Genomic DNA, 23,900 nt, shown 5'->3' with positions numbered 1-23,900 from the left:
ATTTCTCCTTTATAATATATTTTAAATTATTCAACTAAACTAATACATAATTATCTAGTATATTAATTACTCATTAATATACTATTTATTATTCTCTTAAATTATTGTTTCTTTGAATTTCTTTCACTTTCTCAGGCGTAACATCATTGCCTTCAGGATCGATTACCTTTGCGTTCTCTATTGTTTTTTGAAAGCTATTTCTGAAAGTCTGAAGATATTCTTTACGTAATAACGTTTGCTCTCTACCTTCTTCTTCAGTTAATCCTTCAGTTTTCTTTTTTTGTGCTAATTCATTTATTCTATTCATTTTTTCTTGTTCTAACATACCCTCATTCCTTTCCATTTAAAGATACCAAAAAAAGCGCGTGAAACCAACTGGTCACACTCGCTTAATTAAAAAATTATATGGACGTTTAATTTACAACACCTAAAACCTCTCCATTTTGCACTGGATCATGTATCGTTTGTTCTTTATCATTACGAACATCATTTTGTTCGCTTACTTGTTCTGTAATGCCTGGTGAAGTTTGTTCATAAATATAATGAGATTGCGTCATATATAAAAGGCCGAAGACTGTAATTACAATAAATAATAGAAAATACATCATAAATTCCTTTGAAATAGTAACTGTCATAGTTAATTCCTCCTAGAACATTTGTTTGTATTTATACTTTAACAGAACATTTGTTCTGTGTCAATAAAAACACGAACAAATGTTTGTTACATGCGAACGTATATGCTATAATACAAATAACACCAATGCTAAGGAGTGTTTATAAATGAGAGAACTAACTAAAAGGCAAGAAGAAATATATGAATATTTAAAACATGTTGTATCAACTAAAGGATACCCACCTAGTGTTCGAGAGATCGGAGAAGCGGTTGGTTTAGCTTCATCTTCGACAGTTCATGGGCATTTATCTCGATTAGAAGAAAAAGGATATATTAAAAGAGACCCAACTAAGCCACGAGCGATAGAAATAGTACAGGATGAAACACCTACTGATTATTCAGAAACCATTCACGTTCCGGTTATCGGTAAAGTAACAGCAGGGGTCCCTATTACTGCGATTGAGAATGTTGAAGAATACTTTCCATTACCTGCTCACTTTACAAGTAGTCATAATAGTGACATCTTTATTTTAGATGTTGTTGGTGAAAGTATGATAGAAGCTGGTATATATGATAAAGATAAAGTGATTGTTAGAAGACAGTCTATTGCAGAGAATGGGGATATTATCGTTGCTATGACTGAAGAAGACGAAGCAACTGTCAAAAGATTCTATAAAGAAAATAATCGTTATCGATTACAACCAGAAAATAGTTCAATGGATCCAATCTATTTAGATTCTGTAACTGTTTTAGGCAAAGTTGTTGGGTTGTTTAGAGAATTTTAAAAATAAGAGCGCATGACTAATGTCATTCGCTCTTATTTTCGTTTATATTATTTTACATTTAGATAATAATTATTTTACTATTACGATTATTTACGTCCAATGATTTCTTTTACTTGTTCTAATATGTCTTTATGTTCTTTTGATTTTGTTTCCATCGTACTATCCCCTTATCTCATTCTTATAATGTATATTCATTATAAAAGGCTTACTTATAAAATATACCCAAAAAGAAATGAATCAAACATCGATGTATTTGTTTTTAATACAGGAAGTAACAATTTATATTAAATTAACTACTAATATTTTACAATAATTCATGAGAACATACAAATATTTCACTTTTTCCACTTCAGAAATTTTATAACTTTCCTTTTCCTTGATATAATATAGTTAAGGAGGCGAATGACATGCATAGAAAATTAGCACGTTCTACAACTGATAGATATTTGGCTGGTGTATTAGGCGGTTTTGCTGAATATTTAAACATGGATTCAACACTACTCCGTGTTATCTTTATTCTTGTTTCATTCTTAACTGTACATATCCCAACATTTACAATCTATCTTATTCTTGCACTCTTTATGCCAAAAGACGTTGATGTTATCGATCGTTACTAATTAAAAATTTATTAAATTAAACAAAGCTTAAGACAATGTGTATTCGCACATTTGTCTTAAGCTCTTTCTCTGCTTATTCATTTTAATATTTGCTACTTATTCCCTCTTATTTAATAACGCCACAGTCCCAAATCCTAATACGAGCAATAATATCGTTATTTTATCATCAATGATCATTAAGCCATAACGACATATGAATAATATGAATGCATAAATAAACAAAACGAGTATCTTGATATGATAGTTAGACATTTCAACCCTACTTTTCTATATTATATGATGTTCATCATACCATCTTTTTTTAATATATTTAACTTTTTGTTTAAATAGTAATAATTCCTATTTACTTTTATATTGTATTGCTTTAGTATTGAATCGTAATGATTACGAAAAAGGAGAATTATTATGAAACAAAGTATATTAACAGGTTTAGGCATCTTATCATTAGGTGTATTATTAGTGGGCTGTCAGGATGCTAACACTGAAAATGAAAAAGAACAAACACATAAGACTGAGACAAATTCTAACGCAACGCATGAGAAAACGACTTCTAAAGAGCATGCAAATGACCATGAACAAGAACAAAGCGAACATGCTCACGATCATGGTCATTCACATGGTGGTCATGCAATGACGAAAGAAGAAGAAAATATTTATAAAGGTATTTTTAAAGATGAACAAGTTAAAGATCGTCCATTAACAGATTGGGAAGGCGATTGGCAATCCGTATATCCTTATTTAAAAGATGGAACGCTAGATGATGTATTTGAGCATAAAGCAGAAGAAGATGATTCAAAATCTGCTAAGGAATATAAAGCATATTATACAACAGGCTATAAGACTGATGTAAATCGAATTAATATCGGTGAAAAATCAATATCTTTTTATAAAGGAAAAGAAAAATCGACAGGTGAATATACATATGATGGTAAAGAAATATTAACTTATGAAGCAGGCAACCGTGGTGTACGATTTATCTTTAAAAAAGTGAGCGGTGATGATGCTGCACCAAAGTTTATACAATTTAGCGACCATATTATCGCACCTGAAAAAGCATTACACTACCATATATATATGGGTAATGATCGTGCACAGTTACTCAAAGAAATGGATAATTGGCCAACATATTATCCAAGTGATTTAAAAGGTGAAGAAGTAAAAGAAGAAATGTTAGCACATTAATAAAAAACCAGGAACTTATCCTAATATGATAAGCTCCTGGTTTTTATTTTCCTATCCAGAAGTTGAATGTATGCATTGAAATAATTAATATCACAATGATAAGATTTAATCCAACAAATAGCTTTCTATGACTTACATTACCAAATAAAGCACTCATATATAAACCAAGTAAGGTCGTTACATACAAAAGCATCTGTACATATAAATTAATTTGACCTCTTCCATGAATAAATGGTGTAAATATCAATAAAAGTGAACTCATTAATAATAATAATATTACAATAAAACGATACATAATAATTCCTGCCTTTATTCCTACATTACGATAACATTGAATAAATGATCATCTAAATCTGAAAACATTATACCATAATAACCATTTTTCTTACCTGGAGGACTCAATACTTTCCCACCATTTTGTTCTATTAATCTTGCCAATTCATCAACTGCTTCATCACTCTCCATATCAAAAGAAATAATCGTTTCAGGATAATCAGATCTCCTTCTACTTTCACGTCCCATAAAGCCTTCCAGAACATCTTTTCTAAATAAACAAATTACTTGTTTCCCTACCATTATTCCAGCTAATGTATCATCATTTGAACGCTCTTCATTAATCTCAAAACCAATATTTCTAAAAAATTCAGTTGATGCTTTCACATCTGCAACAGGTAAATTAATCCAGTATGATTTCATTTATTCTCCCTCTGCTCTTTTTATTTGTGTAAATTAATAAGTGGTACACTTGATTTTATCACTTGGTTCGAAACAATTAAATGTTTTAACTCATCTGCGATATCAAGCTGATCTAGATAGTCAAAGTCTAACCAGGCATATGGTGCACGAACTCTAAATTCTTGTTTATTTTTAGCGTTAAACACAAATGCAGTATCATTGGCCATCGTTTTCGATAACCATGTCTTGAATTCTTTTTTCTCTTCAACGACAAACAATATACCCCCAACTTTAATATCGTGATTTAATTTACGTGCAAATTGTTCTGCAGTATCTTTAATTGTTGATTGACCTGATTTTACGACACTTGGTAATTTCATTTGTTTATTTCCGAAATCCTGTACTAATATTTTGTCTTCAGTTGTTATCAATAATGAAGCAGATATTTTTTCTTTCATTTGAAACTCCTTTTGAAAATAAATTTTTTTTTTTATATTGCGTAATATAGTTTTCAGCATAATATGGCTGATTGTTGTCATTGAATGCTATTCCTACGCCTAAACTCAAATAATTCTGTTTCAGAATATTTTTTCTATGGCCTAAACTATTCATCAATCCATGATGCGCTTCGATGGGTGATACTTGACCGTAAGCGATATTTTCACCAGCGACACTATAATTTAAATTTGCTTTTTTAATACGGTCAAATGGTGTTTCATTCTGTTTATTTGTATGACTGAAATAATGATGTTCAGCCATATCTTTTGCGTGTGCAGATGCAACTTTTGCAATTTCTGGATGTACATTTAGTATTTGCTTACCAAACATTTTTCTTGTTGCATTTGTTAACTCAAAGTGTAACCTTGCATAATCTTTCTCTAAATTATCATTTGGATAAGCATAATAATTTTGCTTCAACTGATCAATTGACTTATTAATAATTTTTATTCCACTTACTGTATTATTACGATACTTATCATAATAAATTGTAACAAAGTACTGTCCATACTGATAAATCGCACTTTCTTTATTGTCTAAAGCAAGTTGATAATCTTTACCTTGAAAAACTTCCAACGGCTGACCTAGTTTTTTCTCAACATTTTCGCGTGTCAAACCATACTTTATACCATTATCAGTAACGATCATATTCTGATTGGAATAGACACCACTCACCTTACCATTTAAATACATAACCAGCATAAAGTCATCATAATCTCTATGATAGACCGTCCAGTACTGTTGGTATTCATTTAACAATTGTTCATGCGGTTTACCTAAAATATGATTGACTTGTGATTGGGTCATCCCCATTTTAATTTTTCCGACATTTATATTTTTTGCTTTTTCCGGCTTTTCAGTCAGTAAATGATTTTCTTTAATCATTTCACGTAGTTCAGACTTTATATTCAAAATAATATTATCGGATAATTGAAGAAAACTAATCGGAAAAATAAGTATAAATATTATTACTAGGCATAATGACAATATTTGCTTCATGTAACACCTCTATAAATTAAAAACATACACAGCGTGTATGTTTTTAATTATATCAAATTTAATTCTTTTTCTGTACGAATTGCTTAATAATCAGTATCTCCATTAAATATAGAGTTTCTCACAATAACATAATCTACCGTTGTTATTGCTTTAAGGTCTTTTCCACCTGCGTATGAAATTGATGATTGTATATCCTGTTCCATTTCTATGAGTTTCTCTTTTAAGGAACCTTTATGTTCAACGAATAGCTTTTTACCTTCGACATTTTTACGTATGCCCTTTTGAAATTCTGATGCACTACCAAAATATTCTTTATAGTGTTTACCATCTTTTTCAATCATTTCTCCTGGTGATTCTTCATGCGCCGCAAGTAATGATCCAATCATCACCATGGAAGCACCAAAACGAATGGATTTAGCGATGTCGCCATGCGTACGAATGCCACCATCGGCAATTAATGGTTTACGCGCAGCTTTTGAACATAATCTTAATGCTGCAAGTTGCCATCCACCTGTTCCGAAGCCAGTTTTTATCTTTGTAATGCACACCCGACCTGGTCCGATACCAACTTTAGTAGCATCTGCTCCTGCATTTTCAAGTTCACGAACCGCTTCTGGTGTACCAACGTTACCTGCTATCAGGAATGTTTCCGGTATCAACTTTTTAATATGATGAATCATTTCAATGACCTGATCAGAATGGCCATGTGCAATATCAATTGTGATATATTCAGGTACAATATTTTCATTGGCCAGCGTTTTAATAAAATCATATTCGGATGATTTTACACCTACTGAAATCGATGCATATAAACCTTTTTCGTGCATATTCTTGATAAATGGTAATCTTGCTGCCTCATCAAATCGATGCATAATATAAAAATAGCCATTTTGAGCAAACATCTCAGCAAGTTCTTCATTGATAACTGTCTGCATATTTGCCGGTACAACTGGGATTCGAAAACGTAATGGACCAAACTGAATTGATGTATCACATTCAGAACGACTTTTTACGATACATTTATTAGGTATCAGTTGAATATCTTCATAATCAAATACATCCTGCATATTTAAAACCTCTAATCATTTGTTATATTTTATGAATAATATAGAATTTTTCATTAATAAAATTTTATTATTATCATTTATCCAATGGAAACTTTACTACTGTTTAGAATAAAAGTAAAGTGATATACAATGAAAAGACGAATGAATTAAATTAACTCATTCGTCTTTGTTCTTGTTTTATATTGATTACCAGCTCGCTTTTTTAACACCTGGAATTTGTCCTTTATGTGCTAGTTCTCGAAAAGCTATTCTAGACAATCCGAATTTACGATAAACACTTCTCGGTCTTCCAGTTACTTGGCAACGTGTAGTAAGTCTTGAAGGTGCTGAGTCCCTTGGTAATTTTTGAAGACCTTCGTAATCTCCTGCTGCTTTTAATGCTTCTCTTTTCTCTCTATATTGTTCTACTAATGCTTGTCTTTTAGCTTCTTTTGCAATTTTTGATTTTTTAGCCATAATTTCTCCTTTAATTTATATTTTTCTGATTTGCCATCCATAAGGATCAGCAAAACTTTCCCACGCTTCATCAATTTCATTCATTTTTAATAAACATGCATCAAGTTCTGCTGTTATTTTTTCTTGTTCTAAATCTGTCCCGATAATCACAATTTTTGTATGTCTGTCACCATATTCCAAATCCCAGCCCTGTAATACTTCAGGACGTTCACTTAATATTCTATCTTGTTCATCTTTTGGCATTGCAGCTACTCAAAATGTTACTGGATTAATTTCTACTGACGGCCCTGCTTGTGAGAATAAACATGCGACAGTATTATAATTTGCGAGCCAAGCTATTCCTTTTGCTCTGACAATTGATACATCCATTGATTGTGACCAATCATAAAAACGTTTCGGATGAAAAGGTAATGTTCTATGATAAACAAATGAACTTATACCATACTCCTCTGTTTCTGGTGTATGCGTATGATGTCCTCCTTCTGTAAGTTCTTTAATCCATCCTGCAGAATTAGCAGCCGTTTCAAAATCAAATAAATTGGTATTAAGTATCTCGCTCGGATCTACTTGTGAATGACTTGTTTCAATAAAGCGCGCTGTGGGTTGAAGTGTTCTTAAGACCTGGATTAGTTTTTCTTTGTCAACTTCATCATTTAAATCTCCTAAATCATAATTATTACGATTTATAATATAGCATACCATACTATGCATGTAAAATAAAAAATTTGAGTCCGGCTATACCGAACCCAAATTTCAAAGATTAATTTACTTTATAAAACCTTTATTTATTGTTAAGTGCTTTATCTAATGAATCAATATTTGTTTTCATGAGATCCTGATATGTTACATCTTTTTTATCCTTATCTGTTAACACAGCCATATTGTGGAATGGCACAGCAGTAGCATTCGTTTTATCTTTAATAATATCAACTGTTTTTGTAGGAATATTTTGTTCATATAGGATTACTGTTGCTTTTGATTTATTAATATGATTAATCATGTTAATAATATCACTTTGAGAAGGTTCTTCATTATTCATACCTGAAACCCCTTCCTGTTTAAAGCCGTAACGTTTAGCAAGATAGCCTATTGAATCATGTGAAATAAAAACTGTATCCTGCTTTTTAGTTTTTGTAATTGTTTTTAGCTGTTTATCTATTTCATCGATATCTTTTACAAGTTTTTCATAGTTTTTTGTGTATTCTTTTTCATGCTCTTTATCCTTTTTAACTAATTCATCTTTAATCACTTTTGCAAATGATTTATTCATTTCTGGATCAAGCCAAACATGTGGGTCATGTGCGCCATGGTCATGCTCATGGTCCGCTTCATGATCATGATCATGTTCCTCTCCCGCTAATAAATCATGCTCATCGATATCTTTTGCAAGTTGAACTGTCTTATCCTTTTTGTTAATAACTTTCGCTATTTTAGCACTCACCTGATCTAATTCATCACCTGAATAAAAGAAAAGGTCACTTTTTGCAATACGCATCGTATCTTTTTGTGTTGGTTCATATGTATGTATATCGATACCATTTGGATAGATACTCGATACAGTGACATGATCACCACCAATTTGTTCTATCATGCTTTTAAATGGAAAGACAGTAGTATAAACCTGTAGTTTATCGCCAGACTCTTTCTCACTACTTTTATTACCACATGCAGCCATCAATACTAATGTTGCAATTAATAATAATGAAAATAACTTCTTCATACGTTCATCTCCTATTTCGTAATCATTACGCTTTAACATTCTAAACCTTATTTAATAAGAAATCAATCACTAATTTTTTATTTTTTAACCCTAAGTCATTTTAATCCAATATAAAGGTCTATATAAATACATTTTATTATAGCAAGTAATATCTCCATTATATAGAAGAAAAAGTATTAAGAAAAATTTAATAAAAAAGCTTTACAAAAATTCATTCAAGGCGTATCATTATAAATCGTAAAGATTACGAATTGGAGGCAAGATTTTGAAAGTACCTATTACAGTATTAAGTGGTTTCTTAGGTAGTGGTAAAACGACGTTGCTCAATCATATCCTTACCAATAATGAAAATAAAAAAATCGGTGTAATTGTTAATGATATGAGTGAAGTGAATGTCGATGCTGACTTAGTACACATGTCACGTACAGACGAAAAAATGATACAACTTCAAAACGGTTGTATATGCTGCACATTAAGAGAAGATTTATTAATCGAAATCGATAAATTAGTTAAAAACAATCAGTTAGACTATATTGTTATTGAATCTACAGGTATTTCAGAACCTGTACCTGTTGCACAAACATTAACTTTAAATGATGAAGTGCTCAATATAAATCTAGCTGATAATACAATTTTAGATACGATGGTAACCGTTGTAGATGCCAATCGATTCTGGGACGATTATGCATCTGGTGATTCTTTAATAGATCGTAAAATGGCGAACGACGAAACTGACACACGTGAAGTCATCGATTTATTGATCGATCAGATTGAATTTGCAAATGTCATCCTTTTAAACAAGTGTGACCTTGTACACGTTGAAGATTTAAAAGAATTAGAAGCATTACTGCATCAATTGAATCCTGATGCTAAAATTTATCGTACTGAGCATTCAAATATTACATTAGATAACATCTTAAATACACGACTATTTGATTTCGATAAAGCCAGTCAGGCAGCAGGCTGGATAAAAGAATTAAATGAAGAACACACACCTGAAACAGAAGAATACGGGATAGCTTCATTTGTTTATAGAAGACAGCGTCCATTCCATCCAGAGCGATTTATGCATTTCCTAGAACATTTCTCATTAGATATTATTCGTTCAAAAGGTTTCTTCTGGCTAGCATCTCGAAATAATATGTGCGGTTTACTTTCTCAGGCAGGAAATTCTATGCAAATACAAGGTGCCGGTGAATGGATTGCAACTTATAATGAAGCAGATATTAAAGCAGAAATGCTGGAAGACCCTACATTGAAAGTCAGATGGCATCATGAATTTGGTGACCGTCAAACTGAGCTCGTATTCATTGGCATTGAGATGAATAAAGAACAAATTATTCAGGATTTAGATAATTGCCTGTTAACTGATGATGAGATGAAACAAGATTGGTCAACATTTAATGATCCGCTTCCACAGTTCACAGTTGCCGAACCAGTTGAAGCCGATGTTGTTTTATAAAATATTAAATAAAATTTAAAGGAGAGCATAAAAATGAGAGTAAATGTAACTTTAGCTTGTACAGAATGTGGAGATCGTAACTATATTACAAAGAAAAATAAAAGAAATAATCCTGAGCGTATTGAATTAATGAAATACAGCCCAAGATTAAAAAAATACACTTTACATCGCGAAACAAAATAATTATCGTTAAACGTGCAATATTATTGCGGTTATATATCAATACGACACAAGGCATCCGGTTGCGGATGCCTATTTTAATTACATTCATGCTGTCTGAACATATTATTGATCATAATTATAGAGATTAAATAAGTAAGTGACTTCAAACTTCTTTTGACGACACTTACTCAAACCTTTTTTTCATTTTCGTTAAGTAAGTGACTTCAAACTTCTTTTGACGACACTTACTCAAACCTTTTTTCAATTTCATTTAGTAAGTGACTTCAAACTTCTTTTGACGACACTTACAATTAAAACAAACAAAACCTGCACCCAAATTGGGTGCAGGCTTTAAAAATACTTCTATTCCCCTACTAAATCAACTTCATTAATATCAATATTCATGGCAGCTGCTACACCTTGTCCGTATAATGGATCTGCTTTATAGCAGTGTCTGATATGACGATGTTTAATTGGTGTTGAAACATCTTTCATTTCATTAGCTGTATTGATAAATAAACGTTTTTGTTCTTCTGGAGATAAAATATTAAATAATCTTCCAGGTTGTTCGAAATAATTATCATCATCTTCTCTAAAGTTCCATTCGTATACTGCACTATCAACTGCTAGTGCAGGTTTTTTATACTTTGCATCATCCTGATGGTGTTGATACTGATTAGGATAATAATTTGTATGGCTACCTAAATTACCATCTACACGCATTGCACCATCTCTTGAGAATGGACATCCACCAGTAACTGCTTTTGGTGCGTTTACTGGAATTTGATGATGGTTAACACCTAAACGGTATCTTTGCGCATCACCATATGAGAATAATCTACCTTGTAACATTTTATCAGGTGAAAAATCTAAACCTGGGATAATATTTGTCGGAGCAAATGCAGCTTGTTCCACTTCAGCAAAATAATTCTCAGGATTTCTATTTAATTCAAATTCCCCAACTGGTATTAATGGGTACTCACCTTTATACCATACTTTCGTTAAATCGAATGGATTATCTTTATGATTTCCTGCTTGTTCTTCAGTCATCACCTGAATATACATTTTCCATTTAGGGAAGTCACCCGCTTCAATCGCATTGTATAAGTCACGTTGACTTGATTCACGATCTGTCGCAATAATTTGTGCTGCTTCCTCTGAAGTTAAATTTTCAATGCCTTGCTCAGTTCTGAAATGGAATTTCACCCATACACGCTCTCCAGCATCGTTATACATACTGTAAGTATGAGAACCAAATCCATGCATATGACGGAACCCTTTTGGAATACCACGATCACTCATTAATATTGTAACTTGGTGTAAAGCCTCAGGTAATGATGTCCAGAAATCCCAGTTACTTTCCGGATTATGCATATTTGTTCTTGGATCTCTTTTAACAACGTGATTTAAACTAGCAAATAACTTAGGATCACGGAAGAAGAATACCGGTGTATTATTACCGACTAAATCCCAGTTACCTTCTTCAGTATAAAATTTTAGTGCAAATCCACGGATATCACGTTCTGCTTCTGCTGCACCACGTTCACCTGCAACTGTTGAGAATCGAGCAAACATTTGTGTTTGTTTACCAACTTCACTAAAAATATTAGCATTTGTATACTTTGTGATATCATGTGTTACTGTAAAAGTACCATAAGCGCCACTACCTTTTGCATGCATTCTTCTTTCAGGAATAACTTCACGATCGAAATGTGCCATCTGCTCTAAAAAGAAAATATCCTGCATTACTAAAGGACCACGAGGCCCTGCTGTCATAGAATTTTCTCTATCGCCAACTGGTGCACCAAACAAACCTCTTAATTGATTATTATTTTCTGTCATATAATTTTTCCTCCTTGTTGATAACGATTAGAATAGGTCTTATTTATAATTATTATAATCTAGAAAATATAATAATGCAATTTAATTGTTTCTTAAATTTTTTTACTAGTGAAAATGCCGTCATAAATGGATTTCTTTTTGCTTTAACGCATAAAAGCATAGACGCATTAAAACTTTTGCTTGATAAATTTTTAGAATAGTCATACAATATAAAACATATTACTTTTATCTTTATAAATCAACGAAAGAAAGTTAGGTGTTGTTATGGAAAAGAAACAGATGGACAGAGATTTAAAAACGCGTCATATATCCATGATTGCGATCGGAGGCTCTATTGGTACAGGTCTATTTATGGCAAGTGGTGCTGTAATTTCACAGGCTGGTCCTGGTGGTGCTATTGTCGCTTATGCAATTATCGGAATTATGATTTATTTTCTGATGACAGCACTTGGAGAACTTGCAACATTTTATCCAGTATCAGGTGCATTTAATGCTTATGCAAGTCGTTTTATCGATCCTGCTGCAGGATTTACTGTAGGTTGGTTATATTGGATTATCTGGAGTTTAGTAACTAGTGTTGATATTTTAACCGCTTCACAAGTTTTAAGTTACTGGCAAATTTTTGGAGGTCTTCATCCTTTTATATGGTGTCTTGTATTTTTAGCTTTATTATTTGCATTAAATGCATTTTCAGTAAAATCATTTGGTGAAGCTGAATTCTGGTTCAGTATTATTAAAGTGGCGACAATTATAATCTTCTTAATCATGGGATTGTTATTAATCTTCGGGATTATCGGTGGAGAACCGATCGGATTTAAAAATTTCACTATCGGAGATGCACCGTTCCATAATGGTATTCTTGGTTTACTTGGGGTACTCGTTGTTGCTGGTTTCTCTTTTGGTGGTACTGAAGTAGTAGCAGTAACTGCAGGAGAATCAGAAAATCCACAAGAATCGATGCCGAAAGCAATCAAGCAAGTTTTCTGGAGAATTTTGTTATTCTATATCGGTTCTATATTTATTATCGCTTGTATCATTCCTTATACGGATCCGAGATTATTAAATCAAAATAGCGATGTTGCGATGAGTCCATTTACGATTATCTTTGAAAAGGTCGGCATTCTGTTTGCAGCATCAGTTATGAATACTATTATCTTAACAGCTGTATTAAGTGCTGGTAACTCAGGTTTATATGCAACAAGCAGATTACTCTTTTCTTTAAGTCAGGATGGTAAGGCTCCTCGTTTCTTAGGGAATTTAAATAAGAATAAAATGCCGTTCAATGCGTTACTTGTAACAACAGCATTTATCATTATCATATTAATTTATGCCAATATAAATATGGGTGGTTATGGTAAGCTACTGAGCATGGTCGGTTCACTTGTCTTGATTGTTTGGTCAATTAGTATTATCAGTCACATAAGATTACGTCAGGCAATAAAAGCACAAGGAAAAAGTGTTGATCAGCTGTTACCATTTAAAGCACCACTATATCCAGTCGGTCCGATAATTGTTCTCATAACAATTGCATTTTTGATGATTGGTCAATCATTTGCTGATATTCAGGCAATGAACTGGGTTAAAGTGTTTGAATCATTCTTACCGTTAATTATTGCGTTAGCCGTATATTTCTCTTATAAAGTTATACGTAAAGTTAATGTTATCCCAGCACAAAAAATTAATTTAGATGAACATCAGCTATAAAATCACCCTTTACAATGTACTGTACATTGTAAAGGGTTTCTTTGTATAATTATAGTAACAAAGGAGTGATTAAGATGAGTGCAGGACAAACGAACCTATTTGATAATGTATTAAAAACAGATGAAAAATTTGTTATTGTCGTACAAGGTGTCTACGAAAAGAATGGACAAATCATCAAAAAAATATTAAGAGAATATCCAAGTTTAGATAGTACAGCAATGCACCGTCTATTTGAACATTTAAAAGATACTTATCTCTCTGAACCATTTGAAGATCATATGGTATTTTATGATATATCAGTATATACAATGAAGATTATGCAGCTGATAATCTATTTGCACATACAAAACGACTACGCGGAAGCAATACATGGACACATACGCCAAAATAAAGAGACGTCTTTTGACGTCTCTTTATTTATAAAACGATTGTATGTGCAGTTTCATGCAGCAATGATTTAATCTTATTATTCTCATCCATTATCGCAACTTTAGGTTCGTGATGTTTCAATTCTTCTTCGTTTAATTGTGCATAAGAAATAATGATAATAATATCATCAACTTGTACTAAACGGGCTGCAGCACCATTTAAACAAATAACGCCACTTCCTCTTTCTCCTGAAATAACATACGTTTCAAGACGCGCACCGTTATTATTATTTACGATTTGTACTTTTTCATTTGGTAACATATCAACTGCATCCAATATGTCCTGATCTATTGTAATACTGCCAACATAATTTAAATTTGCTTCTGTAACGCGTGCACGGTGAATCTTACCGTTCATCATTGTTCTAATCACTTATTTATCATCCTTTAAAATAATATTATCAATCAATCGTGCTTTGCTGTATTTCACTGCTAATGAAATGAACACTTGTGTATCAATTTTTTCAACTTGTTTTAATTCAGGGTAACTATAAATTGCAACTTCATCAATCTTACCAGCTGTATGCGCTGTTAAATATTTTTTTATTGCAGATTCAATTACTTCAACATTTCGCTCGCCGTTATCAAACAAAGTTTTTGCAATTTGTAAACTTTGTGAAAGTGCCACAGCTTCTAATCTTTCTGTTTCAGTTAAATACACATTTCTCGAGCTTTTCGCTAACCCATCCTGTTCACGCACTATATCTATCCCTACTATTTCAACAGAATGATTCATCTCTGTAACCATTTGTTCTATAATCGCAAGCTGTTGTGCATCCTTTTTACCGAAGTAAGCTTGATCTGGCTGAATTATATTAAATAATTTATTTACAACTGTAACAACACCATCAAAATGTCCAGGTCGTTTCGCACCTTCTAATACTTGCGCCATTGCACCTACTGTCATTTGTATTTGCAATGGACTTGGATACATTTCTTCTGGTTCTGGCGCAAATACATAATCAATACCGTTCTCAGCTAATAATGCTTGGTCCTGATCGATTTGTCTTGGATAATCATCATAATCTTCATTCGGCCCAAATTGTAATGGGTTTACAAATACACTTGCTATGACAACATCGTTCTCACTTTGTGCACGTTTCATTAATGTCATATGACCTTCATGTAAAGCACCCATCGTTGGCACGAGTCCGATTGATTTTTGTTCAGTTTTTAAAGATTTTACAATTGCTTGCATTTCTTTTATCGTCTTTACTTTTACTGTCAATTTTAAACCTCACCTTTATTTAATTCATCCATAATTTTTGCTTTGTATGTGTATTCCTCACTTGGGAATACGCCTGATTTTACTTCTTCATTAAATTGTTTTATCGCATCTACGCCTGTCGAGAAGTCACCATAAACTTTAACAAATTTCGCACGGTGATCTTGTTCATATTGTAATATATCATGATATACAAGTACTTGCCCGTCCGTACCATTTCCTGCACCGATACCGATAATCGGAATATTCACCGTCTGACTAATTGTTTTAGCTAAGTCGCTTGGAATCACTTCTAATACGATCATGATGGCACCTGCAACCTCCATCGCTTTACAATCTTCAATGAGTTGTGTTGCGGCATCTTTAGTCTTCGCTTGTACACTATAACCCATAACACCAACAGATTGTGGCGTTAATCCTAAATGCGCGACAACTGGTATCCCAATTTGTTTACAACGTGCAACGAAATCTGTTAAATGTGCACCTTCTGCTTTAATTGCATTGGCATTTGTTGTTTGATATAACGTTAATGCATTATTCAAATCTTGTTCCATACTAATGCCGACACTACCTATCGGCATATCGACAATCACAAATGTATTCGGCGCACCACGACGCACTGCTCGTCCGTGATGAATCATGTCATCTAGTGTAACCTGCACTGTCGTTTCATATCCTAACACTGTCATACCAAGACTATCTCCAACAAGTATTGTATCAATACCTGCTTTTTCAACTTGTCTTGCACTCGGATAATCATATGCAGTCAGCATCGTAATCTTTTCACCGTTCTGTTTCATCTTGTATAAATCTTGAGTCGTTCTCAAATTCTTCACACCTTTTTTCATAGTATATACATTATAGTGTGTAAAGGAGTATGTGTATAGTTTAATATAATAATATATTAATGAAATAATTTATTATACGAGGAGAATTATGATGAAGAATATAGCAATTATTGGTGCTGGTGCTGTCGGAAGTATTATACTGCATCTAATATCAAAAGATAAATCTCTTAATATCGATATATTTGCGACAAATAAGAGAGACATCAACTTACAAATAGATAATAAAAAAATATCGTTACCCTACAAAACACAAATGCTAAAAGAATCATCTAAAAAATACGATGTCATATTTATTACAACAAAAGCATATACATTAAAAGACATCGTACCCTATATTGAGAATATAACGCACCCTGAAACAATTATTATCATTTGCCAGAATGGTTACTCTCAAACAGAGCGAATAACGCATCCTAACACCTTCCATGCAGTCGTCTATATTAGCGGACAGAAAAAAGATGATATCGTAATATATTTTAGAGATAATCGACTTGTATTGCCGAACAATGCGCATACTAATAAACTGCAATCGATATTTCTAAATACAGACCTTGATATAACGATTAGCGATAATTATCTTCAACAAATCTGGTTTAAACTGCTTGTTAATCTTGGCATCAACTCAATGACAGCATTAACGAAAAATACCGCACAAGTATTAAAAGTAGAGGAAGTTAATCAAGTTTTAAATCAGTTATTAAAAGAAGGTATCGCAGTGGCAAATAAAGACGGATTGACATTTAATGAAGATACGATAGATGAAATATTAAATATATATAACGGCTATCCTGATCATATGGGCACATCGATGTACTATGATGTACAAGAAAATGCATTAACAGAATTTGAGTTTATTCAGGGATATATTTATACACGTGCAAGACATCATCAACTAAATACCCCTTTACTAGACATCGTTTATGCACTCTTAAAAGGATATCAATATAACCGTTGAAAAAAACGCAGGTCATAATAAATTTGATGACCTGCGTTTTATTATTATAAATATTGTTTAACAATACGTGCGATTCCATCCTGATTATGATCGTCAGTTATAACATCCGCGATTGCTTTTATATTGTCATTTGCATTACCCATTGCAACACCAAGTCCTGCAAATTCAAGCATATCCTTATCGTTATTACTATCTCCGAAAGCCATAACCTCACTTGGTTGAATGTCTAACTTATCAACGAGCTGTTTTAAAACTTTACCTTTAGATACATTTTTATTCATAAACTCAAGGAAGAATGGTTTAGAAGTCGTAGCATGGATATCATCGTTAAATCTACCACCGATTGTCTCGTTCATCGCACTAATTTTATCGATATCATCAACACCCATTAATTTCGGAACATTTATCTGTACAAATGTTTTCAAATCATCAACAGGCTGCATCGGCAGACCTGTTAATTCATGTTCAACATTCATGTATTCATGTGTGCCTTCATAAACGATTGTGTTATCGATATATGTTAAAACAAAGACATCACGTGCCTTTAAATAATCATAAACTTCATCGAACGACGCTTTGCTGACATATGTCTCTGCAATACGTTCTCCTGTTTGCATATCTGTTACTTCAGCCCCATTATAACTTAAGATGTATGATCCATATTCAGCAAGTTTTAAAGTTTTTGCAGCAACAAGCATACCACCAGTTGGTCTTCCAGATGCAAGTACCACTTTGATGCCTTTTTCCTGTGCCTCTATTAATACTTCTTTCGTTGAATCTAGAATAGTATTGTTAGATGTTAAAAGCGTATCATCCATATCTAAAACAATCATTTTATATTGCATTTTCTTCACTCCATATCATTTAATAAAGTTATCGTATCATAAAATAATTATTTTTCGTATGCAATAACACCATTAACATCAACTTGAATGTGTTTAACTTCACAATTTTGTAACTGATTGAGTTGTTTAAAGTTTTCATTGAAATGATCTGGATGACATACGACAAAGATGGACGGGCCTGCACCACTTAAAAATGCAAAACAATCTCCGGTAATTGCTGCTCTCACCATTTCATAATGTGGCACTAAATGTTTACGATATGGTTCATGGTATACATCCTGCATCATCATTTGACCAGCAGTAACGTAATCTTTTGCGTACAATGCTGCAATGAGCATATTTCCAATTGCACCTGCTTCAACAGCTTTACTATATTGTAAGCTTGCAGGTAAGGCTTCACGTGCTTCACTTGTTTTTAGTTCATAGTTTGGAATAACCACCATAATCGGCCATTCAATGACAGGAACCTGCAATGTTCTTGTAGTATTGTGATGTGCATTATAATAGCCTACCACAACACCACCCAATACACTTGGTGCAACATTGTCAGGATGACCTTCAATTTCAGATAATAGACTTACTTTTTCCTCTTTCGACAAATCCAGCCCATAAAAATAATCAATGATTTCAAGGCTCGCAATTAAAGCTGAACCTGAACTACCTAAACCTCTTGCTAAAGGAATATCTGTATGCATAACAACAGTAAAGGATTTTGTTTGTAAATTAAATTTTTCCATAAAATATGAACAGTATTTACGTATATAATGTTCCTCATTATTTTCTAAACCAGCAAGTTCCTCACCAAAATGCTGGATATTCCACGCGTCACTTTCTGAAACTTCTAATTCTAAATAAAGATTAACTGCCATCCCCAATGAATCAAATCCTGGTCCTAAATTCGATGTAGATGCAGGTACTTTTATATATAACATTTAAATCACCGACTCAATATATTTTATGATAGCTTCTTCTTCATTTTTTAATACTTTAGGTTGTACTTCTATAGTATCTATCGCTGTTTGTGGATCTTTTAGTCCGTTACCTGTTAATACTGCGACGATTCTTTTGCCTTTCGGGAGTTTACCAGCTTTATGCGTCTTAATTAAACCTGCGATGCTTGCGTTACTACCTGGTTCAGCAAATACACCTTCTTTACTCGTAATGAGTTGATAAGCTTCTAAAATTTCTTCATCAGTTACTGCATCTATTAATCCTGAAGATTCATCTCGTGCATTTTCAGCGAGTTTCCAGCTTGCAGGATTTCCGATACGAATCGCTGTAGCAATTGTTTCCGGTTTGTCAATCACATGACCTTTTACAATAGGTGCCGCACCTTCAGCCTGAAAACCAAACATTTGAGGTAATGAAGTATTATGCTTTTCTGCATACTCTTTAAAACCTTTCCAGTATGCAGAAATATTTCCGGCATTCCCTACTGGAATTGCTAAAATATCTGGAGATGCACCAAGTTGTTCTATCACTTCAAAAGCTGCAGTTTTTTGTCCTTCAAGACGATATGGATTAACTGAATTTACGAGTGCGATATCATCTCTTATTTCACTCACTTTTCTAACGATATTTAACGCTTCATCAAAGTTGCCTTCAATCGATACAATTTCAGCGCCATAAATAATTGCCTGTGCAAGTTTCCCCATCGCAATCTTTCCTTCCGGAATGACAACGACAGTCTTTAATCCAGCACGGGCTGCATAAGCTGCAGCAGATGCTGAAGTATTACCAGTAGATGCACAGATAACGATTTCCTTACCTTCTTCTTTTGCTTTAGCAACAGCCATCACCATACCTCTATCTTTAAAAGAACCTGTAGGATTTGCACCCTCAACTTTTACATACACTTCATTTTCCAGTAATTCAGAAAGAAATGGCATATGAATTAATGGTGTTCCTCCTTCATTCAATGTAAGTGATGGTGTATTTTCATTTATCGGTAAATAGGCTTTATATTCTTCTAGTAATCCATTCCATCTTTTCATGCTAAACACCTTCGATTCTGTATATTTTGTATATTTCATTTAATTGATTTAAATAATCCTTAATCGTCTCATAATCCTGTGCATTTAATTCATTACATTCAAGTGCAACAATGCCGTCCTGAACGATATATCGAGAATGTTTGATATCCTTTAACAATGTATCGACCTTACTATCAGCAAATAAATCAATCATTAGCAGCATATTGTGAGAGTGATTAGATTGTACTGATTTAGTATTTACTTCAAGATGAAGCGGTAAATTATGGTTATCAGTGTCAAACATTTCAATAATATGCAGTAAATCACTAACTACTGCACTACCAGTGGCAAGACTACCAGCACCTTTACCATAATACATCGTATCGCCTACAGCGTTACCATCAATATAGATTGCGTTATATTCATTTTCAACATGAGCTAACTGGTGCGTTTGTGGAATAGCAGTTGGTGCAACAGATAACTTAGCTTGTTTTCCATCATATAAACCGTTACCGATTAATTTTATGCGATATCCAAGCTGTTTTGCCAGCTCTATATGACTTAATCGCACATCTCGAATACCTTCAACCGCACAATCCTGTAATTTGTTGAACTGATTAAACGCTAAGTAGCTCATAATCACTACTTTTCTTTGCGCATCGATACCATCAACATCTGCTGTTGGATCTGCTTCGGCATATCCTAATTCAGTAGCAATTTTCAAAGCTTCTTCATAAGACTGACCTTCATTGCTCATCTTACTTAAAATAAAATTACTTGTACCATTAAATATACCCATAAAATGTGTAATACCATTAGCACTTAAGCCATAGTTCAACGCATTGATAATCGGAATACCTCCAGCTACTGCTGCTTCGTATTTTAATGAAACGCCAGATTTACGGGATGCATTTTCTAATACTTCTAATCGCTCTGCAAGTAAATCTTTATTTGCGGTAATCACATGAATTTTATTCTGTAATGCTGCTTTAATTAATACATAAGTGTCATCTATTCCACCCATCACTTCAATAAGAATATCAATGTCGCTATTCACGATTGATTTTAAATCTGTTGTTAAGTGATATTGTTCTACATCTATATCACGTTTTTTATTTATATTATGAACACCGATTGCGGTGATAAGTAATTCTGTATTAAGCTTTTCTTTAATTTGTTCTTTATTTTCTTCTATGATACGAACAACACCTGTTCCTACTGTTCCTAGTCCGAGTAAGCCAATCTTTAATTGTTTCATAGCAACCTCCTGTTTTTCTCATAAATACAAATGTACTCTTGAAAAAGATTTATATTTATAGTATAACTAAGTCATTAATAAAGTAAAGCTTAAAATACAAAAAGAAGAGAGTGTTGTTAATGATCGTATGTAAATTTGGAGGCAGCAGTGTTGCAAATGCGCAGCAAATAAGGAAAATCCTAAATATAATAAATCAAAATGATCAACGAAAAATTGTAATTGTTTCAGCACCAGGGAAACGATATGCTGAAGATGTCAAAGTAACTGACTTATTAATTCAATTATACGATAAAGTACTGCTAAGTGAAAAATATGACAATAAATTAAATGATATTCTTCACCGTTTTGAAAGTATAGAAGATGAATTAGGATTAACGACATCATTAACCCCTCTTTTCAAGACACAACTTCTGGACTTTATACAAAAATATAATAATCAGCCATTACGATTACTTGATGCACTAAAAAGTTCAGGTGAAGATTTTAATGCACAGCTCATTGCAGCATATAATAATCAAAATGGTATAAAAACAACTTATCTATCTCCGAAAGCATTAAATATGATTGTGTCAGACGAACCAGGTAACGCGATTATACTAGATGATAGCTATGAAAAAATTTATAAGGTTATTCAAAATATCGAAGGAAAAATAATTATTCCAGGATTTTTTGGCGTAAATGAAAACGGAGATCGCGTCACTTTCTCCAGAGGCGGAAGTGATATAACAGGAGCAATTATTTCAAGAAGTGTTCATGCTGAAATTTATGAAAACTTCACGGATGTCTCAGGAATTTTTGCCGCCAACCCTAATATAGTGGAAAATCCAGCTTCCATACACAACTTAACATATGCAGAAATGCGCGAACTTTCATATGCCGGATTCAATGTTTTTCATGATGAAGCATTAATGCCATTATACAAAGAAGGTATTCCCGTCAATATTAAAAATACAAACGATCCAGACCATCCTGGAACGATGATTACTAAAACTAGAGCTTCAAGCGGTGTTGTCGGTGTAAGTTGTGATTCTGGCTTTGTTAGTATTAATATGACTAAGTATTTAATGAATAGAGAAATAGGTTTTACAAGAAAGTTATTAACGATACTTGAAAGCAATAATATTTCTTATGAACATATGCCATCTGGTATTGATGATATCAGTTTAATCATTAGAAAAAATCAGTTCAACGATAATTTGTATGCACTGATCACTGAAATAAAAAATCAACTCAATGTTGATGATATTTCTGTAGAAGAGAATATAGCAATTCTCATGATTGTTGGACTAGGTATGAAAACTCAGGTTGGTACAGCAAATAAAGCGACAGAAGCATTCAGACGGAATAATATTAACTTGAAGATGATCAATCAGGGGTCTTCAGAAATTAGTATGATGTTTGGGATAGATGAAACAGATGAAAGAAAAGCAGTACAAGCCATATATGATGCATATTTTACGGCATAAAAAAACAGCGCAAAACGCGCTGTTTTTTATTGCTCAATTTAAAATATCACTTTTTGATTATGTAACCAATCAATGGTCAATGTATTTAAATCAAAATGTGCTAGTTTTTGACGTTGTAATTTACCCTCAACAAATGAATCCAGATAGATATCATTATTAAAAATTTGATGATGAACATGATATATTTCATGCGTTTGTGAAAAATCACTAATGATTTCCATTAACTGTTGCTTTTTATCATCTGACCAATTTTTGGTCACATGAATATGAAATAAAATAACAGCTTCATCTTCTGGTAATGTCGCAAGTACATCTGGTAAAAGCGTAAGCTCATCGCCTTCTAATATTTCAACAGGATGTTCCAGAAATACTTTGCGTGCTTTCATAAAATGTTTACGTCGCTTCGTCTCTTCCGGATAATAAAGACTCATCAGCCAGAAATATTCATCATCCAGCGTTAAATCAATCTTATTTTTTGTGATACCCACTTTTTTATGTGGATGTGCAAGATTTGATATATCAAACCCTTCGTCATAGCCATTTAATTTAACTTTAATATTAAAATCTTTCGTATTACCAATTTCTATTTTTTTATTGAAAGTATAGCCATACCAATCATAATTAAGTAATAATCCACCCTTTGAACCAAGTTCTACAACATTAAATTGTTCCTGTCCACTTAACTTAATAATATGCTGAAAGACAGGAACTAACACAGAAGAGCGTTCAACAATATTCTTCTTCAAGTTAAATCGTTCAATGTCACCTAATAAATCAGAGAAATGTGATTCCTGAAAAGCAAGAAATGCTTTTATCATCTCTTTTGAAGGTTTCCTTGGATCATTCGTAAAGTTTAGATAATAATCACGTAATTGATCCTCGTAAATATATAGATGTTTTAACACAGAAGACAAGTATAAAGAAATAAAATGTGCATTAAAAAAATGAGGCTTAATCTTTATCATTAATTGTTCTTCTTCTGCGATTTGCTTAGTGATGTAACTATACAGCGGGCTGTCTTCTTTGACAGCTTCTGAATATGCAATAAATTGCTTTTTAATTTTTTCTGGCATCTTGCTGCCTCCATTTATTTATTTATAAACTATTAATTCTATATTTT

At 32.8% G+C, this 23,900-nt stretch carries 27 protein-coding genes and 2 pseudogenes; 9 read left to right on the top strand and 20 right to left on the bottom strand.

Features of this window, described 5'->3' with window-relative positions:
* Window positions 1-88: 88 nt before the first annotated feature.
* Together BHU61_RS03995 and BHU61_RS03990 are read right to left on the bottom strand one after the other, a co-directional pair.
* The gene (locus BHU61_RS03995) at window positions 89-325 is read right to left on the bottom strand and encodes a DUF896 domain-containing protein (RefSeq protein ID WP_111714800.1); all 237 of its coding nucleotides are present in this window, start codon (window positions 323-325) and stop codon (window positions 89-91) included.
* Window positions 326-413: 88 nt separating this feature from the next.
* Complete coding sequence (locus BHU61_RS03990; RefSeq protein ID WP_111714799.1) at window positions 414-635, bottom strand: hypothetical protein; 222 nt, start codon at window positions 633-635, stop codon at window positions 414-416.
* Between the two features lie 145 nt (window positions 636-780).
* Here BHU61_RS03990 and lexA point away from each other — a divergent pair, with 145 nt between their 5' ends.
* On the top strand, window positions 781-1,398 hold the full coding sequence (gene lexA, locus BHU61_RS03985) for a transcriptional repressor LexA (RefSeq protein ID WP_111714797.1): 618 nt from the start codon (window positions 781-783) through the stop codon (window positions 1,396-1,398).
* A 407-nt stretch (window positions 1,399-1,805) separates the two neighbouring features.
* Window positions 1,806-2,015: a PspC domain-containing protein gene (locus tag BHU61_RS03980; RefSeq protein WP_111714796.1), complete on the top strand. Its 210-nt coding sequence runs from the start codon at window positions 1,806-1,808 to the stop codon at window positions 2,013-2,015.
* Between the two features lie 96 nt (window positions 2,016-2,111).
* Here the strand turns inward: BHU61_RS03980 and BHU61_RS13345 are convergent, their stop codons facing one another.
* The gene (locus BHU61_RS13345; RefSeq protein ID WP_170122444.1) at window positions 2,112-2,267 is read right to left on the bottom strand and encodes a hypothetical protein; all 156 of its coding nucleotides are present in this window, start codon (window positions 2,265-2,267) and stop codon (window positions 2,112-2,114) included.
* Window positions 2,268-2,420: 153 nt separating this feature from the next.
* On the opposite strand from BHU61_RS13345, the gene BHU61_RS03975 reads away from it, so the two are divergent.
* The gene (locus BHU61_RS03975; protein ID WP_111714794.1) at window positions 2,421-3,197 is read left to right on the top strand and encodes a metal-binding protein ZinT; all 777 of its coding nucleotides are present in this window, start codon (window positions 2,421-2,423) and stop codon (window positions 3,195-3,197) included.
* Window positions 3,198-3,240: 43 nt separating this feature from the next.
* On the opposite strand, the gene BHU61_RS03970 is transcribed toward BHU61_RS03975, so the two are convergent.
* The 8 genes and pseudogenes from BHU61_RS03970 to BHU61_RS03935 all read right to left on the bottom strand — a co-directional run bounded on the left by BHU61_RS03970 (window position 3,241) and on the right by BHU61_RS03935 (window position 8,612).
* Entirely contained in the window at window positions 3,241-3,492 is a 252-nt protein-coding gene (locus BHU61_RS03970; RefSeq protein WP_111714793.1) for a hypothetical protein, read from the bottom strand.
* Window positions 3,493-3,512: 20 nt separating this feature from the next.
* Window positions 3,513-3,893, bottom strand: coding sequence for a VOC family protein (locus BHU61_RS03965; RefSeq protein ID WP_111714791.1), 381 nt, complete (start codon window positions 3,891-3,893; stop codon window positions 3,513-3,515).
* Window positions 3,894-3,913: 20 nt separating this feature from the next.
* Window positions 3,914-4,330 carry a hypothetical protein gene (locus BHU61_RS03960; RefSeq protein ID WP_111714789.1) on the bottom strand — a complete coding sequence of 139 codons (417 nt, stop codon included), beginning with the start codon at window positions 4,328-4,330 and terminating at the stop codon, window positions 3,914-3,916.
* Window positions 4,290-5,369 (bottom strand): CAP domain-containing protein, encoded by a 1,080-nt coding sequence (locus BHU61_RS03955; RefSeq protein WP_111714787.1) that lies wholly within the window; start codon window positions 5,367-5,369, stop codon window positions 4,290-4,292. The genes BHU61_RS03960 and BHU61_RS03955 overlap by 41 nt, the downstream gene beginning before the upstream one ends.
* 83 nt (window positions 5,370-5,452) lie before the next feature.
* Window positions 5,453-6,436 carry a GMP reductase gene (gene guaC, locus BHU61_RS03950; protein ID WP_111714786.1) on the bottom strand — a complete coding sequence of 328 codons (984 nt, stop codon included), beginning with the start codon at window positions 6,434-6,436 and terminating at the stop codon, window positions 5,453-5,455.
* A 186-nt stretch (window positions 6,437-6,622) separates the two neighbouring features.
* Window positions 6,623-6,892 carry a 30S ribosomal protein S14 gene (gene rpsN, locus BHU61_RS03945; RefSeq protein WP_099577858.1) on the bottom strand — a complete coding sequence of 90 codons (270 nt, stop codon included), beginning with the start codon at window positions 6,890-6,892 and terminating at the stop codon, window positions 6,623-6,625.
* A 15-nt stretch (window positions 6,893-6,907) separates the two neighbouring features.
* Window positions 6,908-7,552 (bottom strand): annotated as a pseudogene (locus tag BHU61_RS03940) (CobW family GTP-binding protein); the annotation flags it as partial.
* Window positions 7,553-7,673: 121 nt separating this feature from the next.
* Window positions 7,674-8,612 (bottom strand): metal ABC transporter solute-binding protein, Zn/Mn family, encoded by a 939-nt coding sequence (locus BHU61_RS03935; protein WP_111714784.1) that lies wholly within the window; start codon window positions 8,610-8,612, stop codon window positions 7,674-7,676.
* Window positions 8,613-8,877: 265 nt separating this feature from the next.
* Between BHU61_RS03935 and BHU61_RS03930 the strand changes: the two genes are divergently transcribed.
* Together BHU61_RS03930 and rpmG are read left to right on the top strand one after the other, a co-directional pair.
* Window positions 8,878-10,074, top strand: coding sequence for a GTP-binding protein (locus BHU61_RS03930; protein WP_111714782.1), 1,197 nt, complete (start codon window positions 8,878-8,880; stop codon window positions 10,072-10,074).
* Between the two features lie 33 nt (window positions 10,075-10,107).
* The gene (rpmG, locus tag BHU61_RS03925; protein ID WP_096076614.1) at window positions 10,108-10,257 is read left to right on the top strand and encodes a 50S ribosomal protein L33; all 150 of its coding nucleotides are present in this window, start codon (window positions 10,108-10,110) and stop codon (window positions 10,255-10,257) included.
* Window positions 10,258-10,599: 342 nt separating this feature from the next.
* Here the strand turns inward: rpmG and BHU61_RS03920 are convergent, their stop codons facing one another.
* Entirely contained in the window at window positions 10,600-12,078 is a 1,479-nt protein-coding gene (locus BHU61_RS03920) for a catalase (protein WP_111714781.1), read from the bottom strand.
* A 264-nt stretch (window positions 12,079-12,342) separates the two neighbouring features.
* On the opposite strand from BHU61_RS03920, the gene BHU61_RS03915 reads away from it, so the two are divergent.
* Window positions 12,343-13,782: an amino acid permease gene (locus tag BHU61_RS03915; RefSeq protein ID WP_111714779.1), complete on the top strand. Its 1,440-nt coding sequence runs from the start codon at window positions 12,343-12,345 to the stop codon at window positions 13,780-13,782.
* A gap of 74 nt (window positions 13,783-13,856) precedes the next feature.
* Window positions 13,857-14,173: pseudogene (locus BHU61_RS03910) on the top strand (hypothetical protein).
* Between the two features lie 26 nt (window positions 14,174-14,199).
* On the opposite strand, the gene panD reads toward BHU61_RS03910, so the two are convergent.
* The 3 genes from panD to panB are packed head-to-tail and all read right to left on the bottom strand — an operon-like array spanning window position 14,200 to window position 16,262.
* Window positions 14,200-14,583, bottom strand: coding sequence for an aspartate 1-decarboxylase (panD, locus tag BHU61_RS03905; protein WP_111714777.1), 384 nt, complete (start codon window positions 14,581-14,583; stop codon window positions 14,200-14,202).
* On the bottom strand, window positions 14,584-15,438 hold the full coding sequence (gene panC / locus BHU61_RS03900) for a pantoate--beta-alanine ligase (RefSeq protein WP_111714775.1): 855 nt from the start codon (window positions 15,436-15,438) through the stop codon (window positions 14,584-14,586).
* A 2-nt stretch (window positions 15,439-15,440) separates the two neighbouring features.
* Window positions 15,441-16,262, bottom strand: coding sequence for a 3-methyl-2-oxobutanoate hydroxymethyltransferase (gene panB / locus BHU61_RS03895; RefSeq protein WP_275542448.1), 822 nt, complete (start codon window positions 16,260-16,262; stop codon window positions 15,441-15,443).
* A 112-nt stretch (window positions 16,263-16,374) separates the two neighbouring features.
* On the opposite strand from panB, the gene BHU61_RS03890 reads away from it, so the two are divergent.
* Window positions 16,375-17,238, top strand: a complete 864-nt coding sequence (locus BHU61_RS03890; protein ID WP_170122443.1) for an oxidoreductase — start codon at window positions 16,375-16,377, stop codon at window positions 17,236-17,238.
* 44 nt (window positions 17,239-17,282) lie between these two features.
* Here BHU61_RS03890 and BHU61_RS03885 read toward each other — a convergent pair whose 3' ends face one another.
* Genes BHU61_RS03885 through BHU61_RS03870 form a run of 4 tightly spaced genes read right to left on the bottom strand, consistent with a single transcriptional unit; the run spans window position 17,283 to window position 21,314 of the window.
* Window positions 17,283-18,083, bottom strand: coding sequence for a Cof-type HAD-IIB family hydrolase (locus BHU61_RS03885; protein ID WP_111714770.1), 801 nt, complete (start codon window positions 18,081-18,083; stop codon window positions 17,283-17,285).
* Window positions 18,084-18,130: 47 nt separating this feature from the next.
* Complete coding sequence (gene thrB, locus BHU61_RS03880) at window positions 18,131-19,015, bottom strand: homoserine kinase (RefSeq protein ID WP_111714769.1); 885 nt, start codon at window positions 19,013-19,015, stop codon at window positions 18,131-18,133.
* Complete coding sequence (gene thrC, locus BHU61_RS03875; RefSeq protein ID WP_111714767.1) at window positions 19,016-20,077, bottom strand: threonine synthase; 1,062 nt, start codon at window positions 20,075-20,077, stop codon at window positions 19,016-19,018.
* Between the two features lies 1 nt (window position 20,078).
* Window positions 20,079-21,314, bottom strand: a complete 1,236-nt coding sequence (locus tag BHU61_RS03870) for a homoserine dehydrogenase (protein ID WP_111714765.1) — start codon at window positions 21,312-21,314, stop codon at window positions 20,079-20,081.
* Window positions 21,315-21,433: 119 nt separating this feature from the next.
* Between BHU61_RS03870 and BHU61_RS03865 the strand changes: the two genes are divergently transcribed.
* On the top strand, window positions 21,434-22,780 hold the full coding sequence (locus BHU61_RS03865; RefSeq protein ID WP_111714763.1) for an aspartate kinase: 1,347 nt from the start codon (window positions 21,434-21,436) through the stop codon (window positions 22,778-22,780).
* Between the two features lie 38 nt (window positions 22,781-22,818).
* Here BHU61_RS03865 and BHU61_RS03860 read toward each other — a convergent pair whose 3' ends face one another.
* Window positions 22,819-23,853 (bottom strand): DUF2332 family protein, encoded by a 1,035-nt coding sequence (locus BHU61_RS03860; protein ID WP_111714761.1) that lies wholly within the window; start codon window positions 23,851-23,853, stop codon window positions 22,819-22,821.
* Window positions 23,854-23,900: the final 47 nt, after the last annotated feature.

It is taken from the genome of Macrococcus epidermidis, from assembly GCF_003259695.1.
GTDB classification, from domain to species: domain Bacteria; phylum Bacillota; class Bacilli; order Staphylococcales; family Staphylococcaceae; genus Macrococcoides; species Macrococcoides epidermidis.
The sequence above is the reverse complement of the archived record's forward strand: the minus strand, read 5'-3'. Positions and strand labels throughout refer to the sequence as shown.

Bases quoted from the DNA above. Each gene is read 5' to 3' on its own strand.
- BHU61_RS03890 (WP_170122443.1), top strand. From the start codon at position 16,375: ATGAAGAATATAGCAATTATTGGTGCTGGTGCTGTCGGAAGTATTATA.
- BHU61_RS03935 (WP_111714784.1), bottom strand. From the start codon at position 8,612: ATGAAGAAGTTATTTTCATTATTATTAATTGCAACATTAGTATTGATG.
- BHU61_RS03955 (WP_111714787.1), bottom strand. From the start codon at position 5,369: ATGAAGCAAATATTGTCATTATGCCTAGTAATAATATTTATACTTATT.
- rpsN (WP_099577858.1), bottom strand. From the start codon at position 6,892: ATGGCTAAAAAATCAAAAATTGCAAAAGAAGCTAAAAGACAAGCATTA.
- BHU61_RS03870 (WP_111714765.1), bottom strand. From the start codon at position 21,314: ATGAAACAATTAAAGATTGGCTTACTCGGACTAGGAACAGTAGGAACA.
- rpmG (WP_096076614.1), top strand. From the start codon at position 10,108: ATGAGAGTAAATGTAACTTTAGCTTGTACAGAATGTGGAGATCGTAAC.
- BHU61_RS03915 (WP_111714779.1), top strand. From the start codon at position 12,343: ATGGAAAAGAAACAGATGGACAGAGATTTAAAAACGCGTCATATATCC.
- BHU61_RS03965 (WP_111714791.1), bottom strand. From the start codon at position 3,893: ATGAAATCATACTGGATTAATTTACCTGTTGCAGATGTGAAAGCATCA.
- thrB (WP_111714769.1), bottom strand. From the start codon at position 19,015: ATGTTATATATAAAAGTACCTGCATCTACATCGAATTTAGGACCAGGA.
- thrC (WP_111714767.1), bottom strand. From the start codon at position 20,077: ATGAAAAGATGGAATGGATTACTAGAAGAATATAAAGCCTATTTACCG.
- lexA (WP_111714797.1), top strand. From the start codon at position 781: ATGAGAGAACTAACTAAAAGGCAAGAAGAAATATATGAATATTTAAAA.
- BHU61_RS03860 (WP_111714761.1), bottom strand. From the start codon at position 23,853: ATGCCAGAAAAAATTAAAAAGCAATTTATTGCATATTCAGAAGCTGTC.
- BHU61_RS03970 (WP_111714793.1), bottom strand. From the start codon at position 3,492: ATGTATCGTTTTATTGTAATATTATTATTATTAATGAGTTCACTTTTA.
- BHU61_RS03995 (WP_111714800.1), bottom strand. From the start codon at position 325: ATGTTAGAACAAGAAAAAATGAATAGAATAAATGAATTAGCACAAAAA.
- BHU61_RS03975 (WP_111714794.1), top strand. From the start codon at position 2,421: ATGAAACAAAGTATATTAACAGGTTTAGGCATCTTATCATTAGGTGTA.
- BHU61_RS03960 (WP_111714789.1), bottom strand. From the start codon at position 4,330: ATGAAAGAAAAAATATCTGCTTCATTATTGATAACAACTGAAGACAAA.
- BHU61_RS03980 (WP_111714796.1), top strand. From the start codon at position 1,806: ATGCATAGAAAATTAGCACGTTCTACAACTGATAGATATTTGGCTGGT.
- guaC (WP_111714786.1), bottom strand. From the start codon at position 6,436: ATGCAGGATGTATTTGATTATGAAGATATTCAACTGATACCTAATAAA.
- BHU61_RS13345 (WP_170122444.1), bottom strand. From the start codon at position 2,267: ATGTCTAACTATCATATCAAGATACTCGTTTTGTTTATTTATGCATTC.
- BHU61_RS03920 (WP_111714781.1), bottom strand. From the start codon at position 12,078: ATGACAGAAAATAATAATCAATTAAGAGGTTTGTTTGGTGCACCAGTT.
- BHU61_RS03865 (WP_111714763.1), top strand. From the start codon at position 21,434: ATGATCGTATGTAAATTTGGAGGCAGCAGTGTTGCAAATGCGCAGCAA.
- BHU61_RS03885 (WP_111714770.1), bottom strand. From the start codon at position 18,083: ATGCAATATAAAATGATTGTTTTAGATATGGATGATACGCTTTTAACA.
- BHU61_RS03990 (WP_111714799.1), bottom strand. From the start codon at position 635: ATGACAGTTACTATTTCAAAGGAATTTATGATGTATTTTCTATTATTT.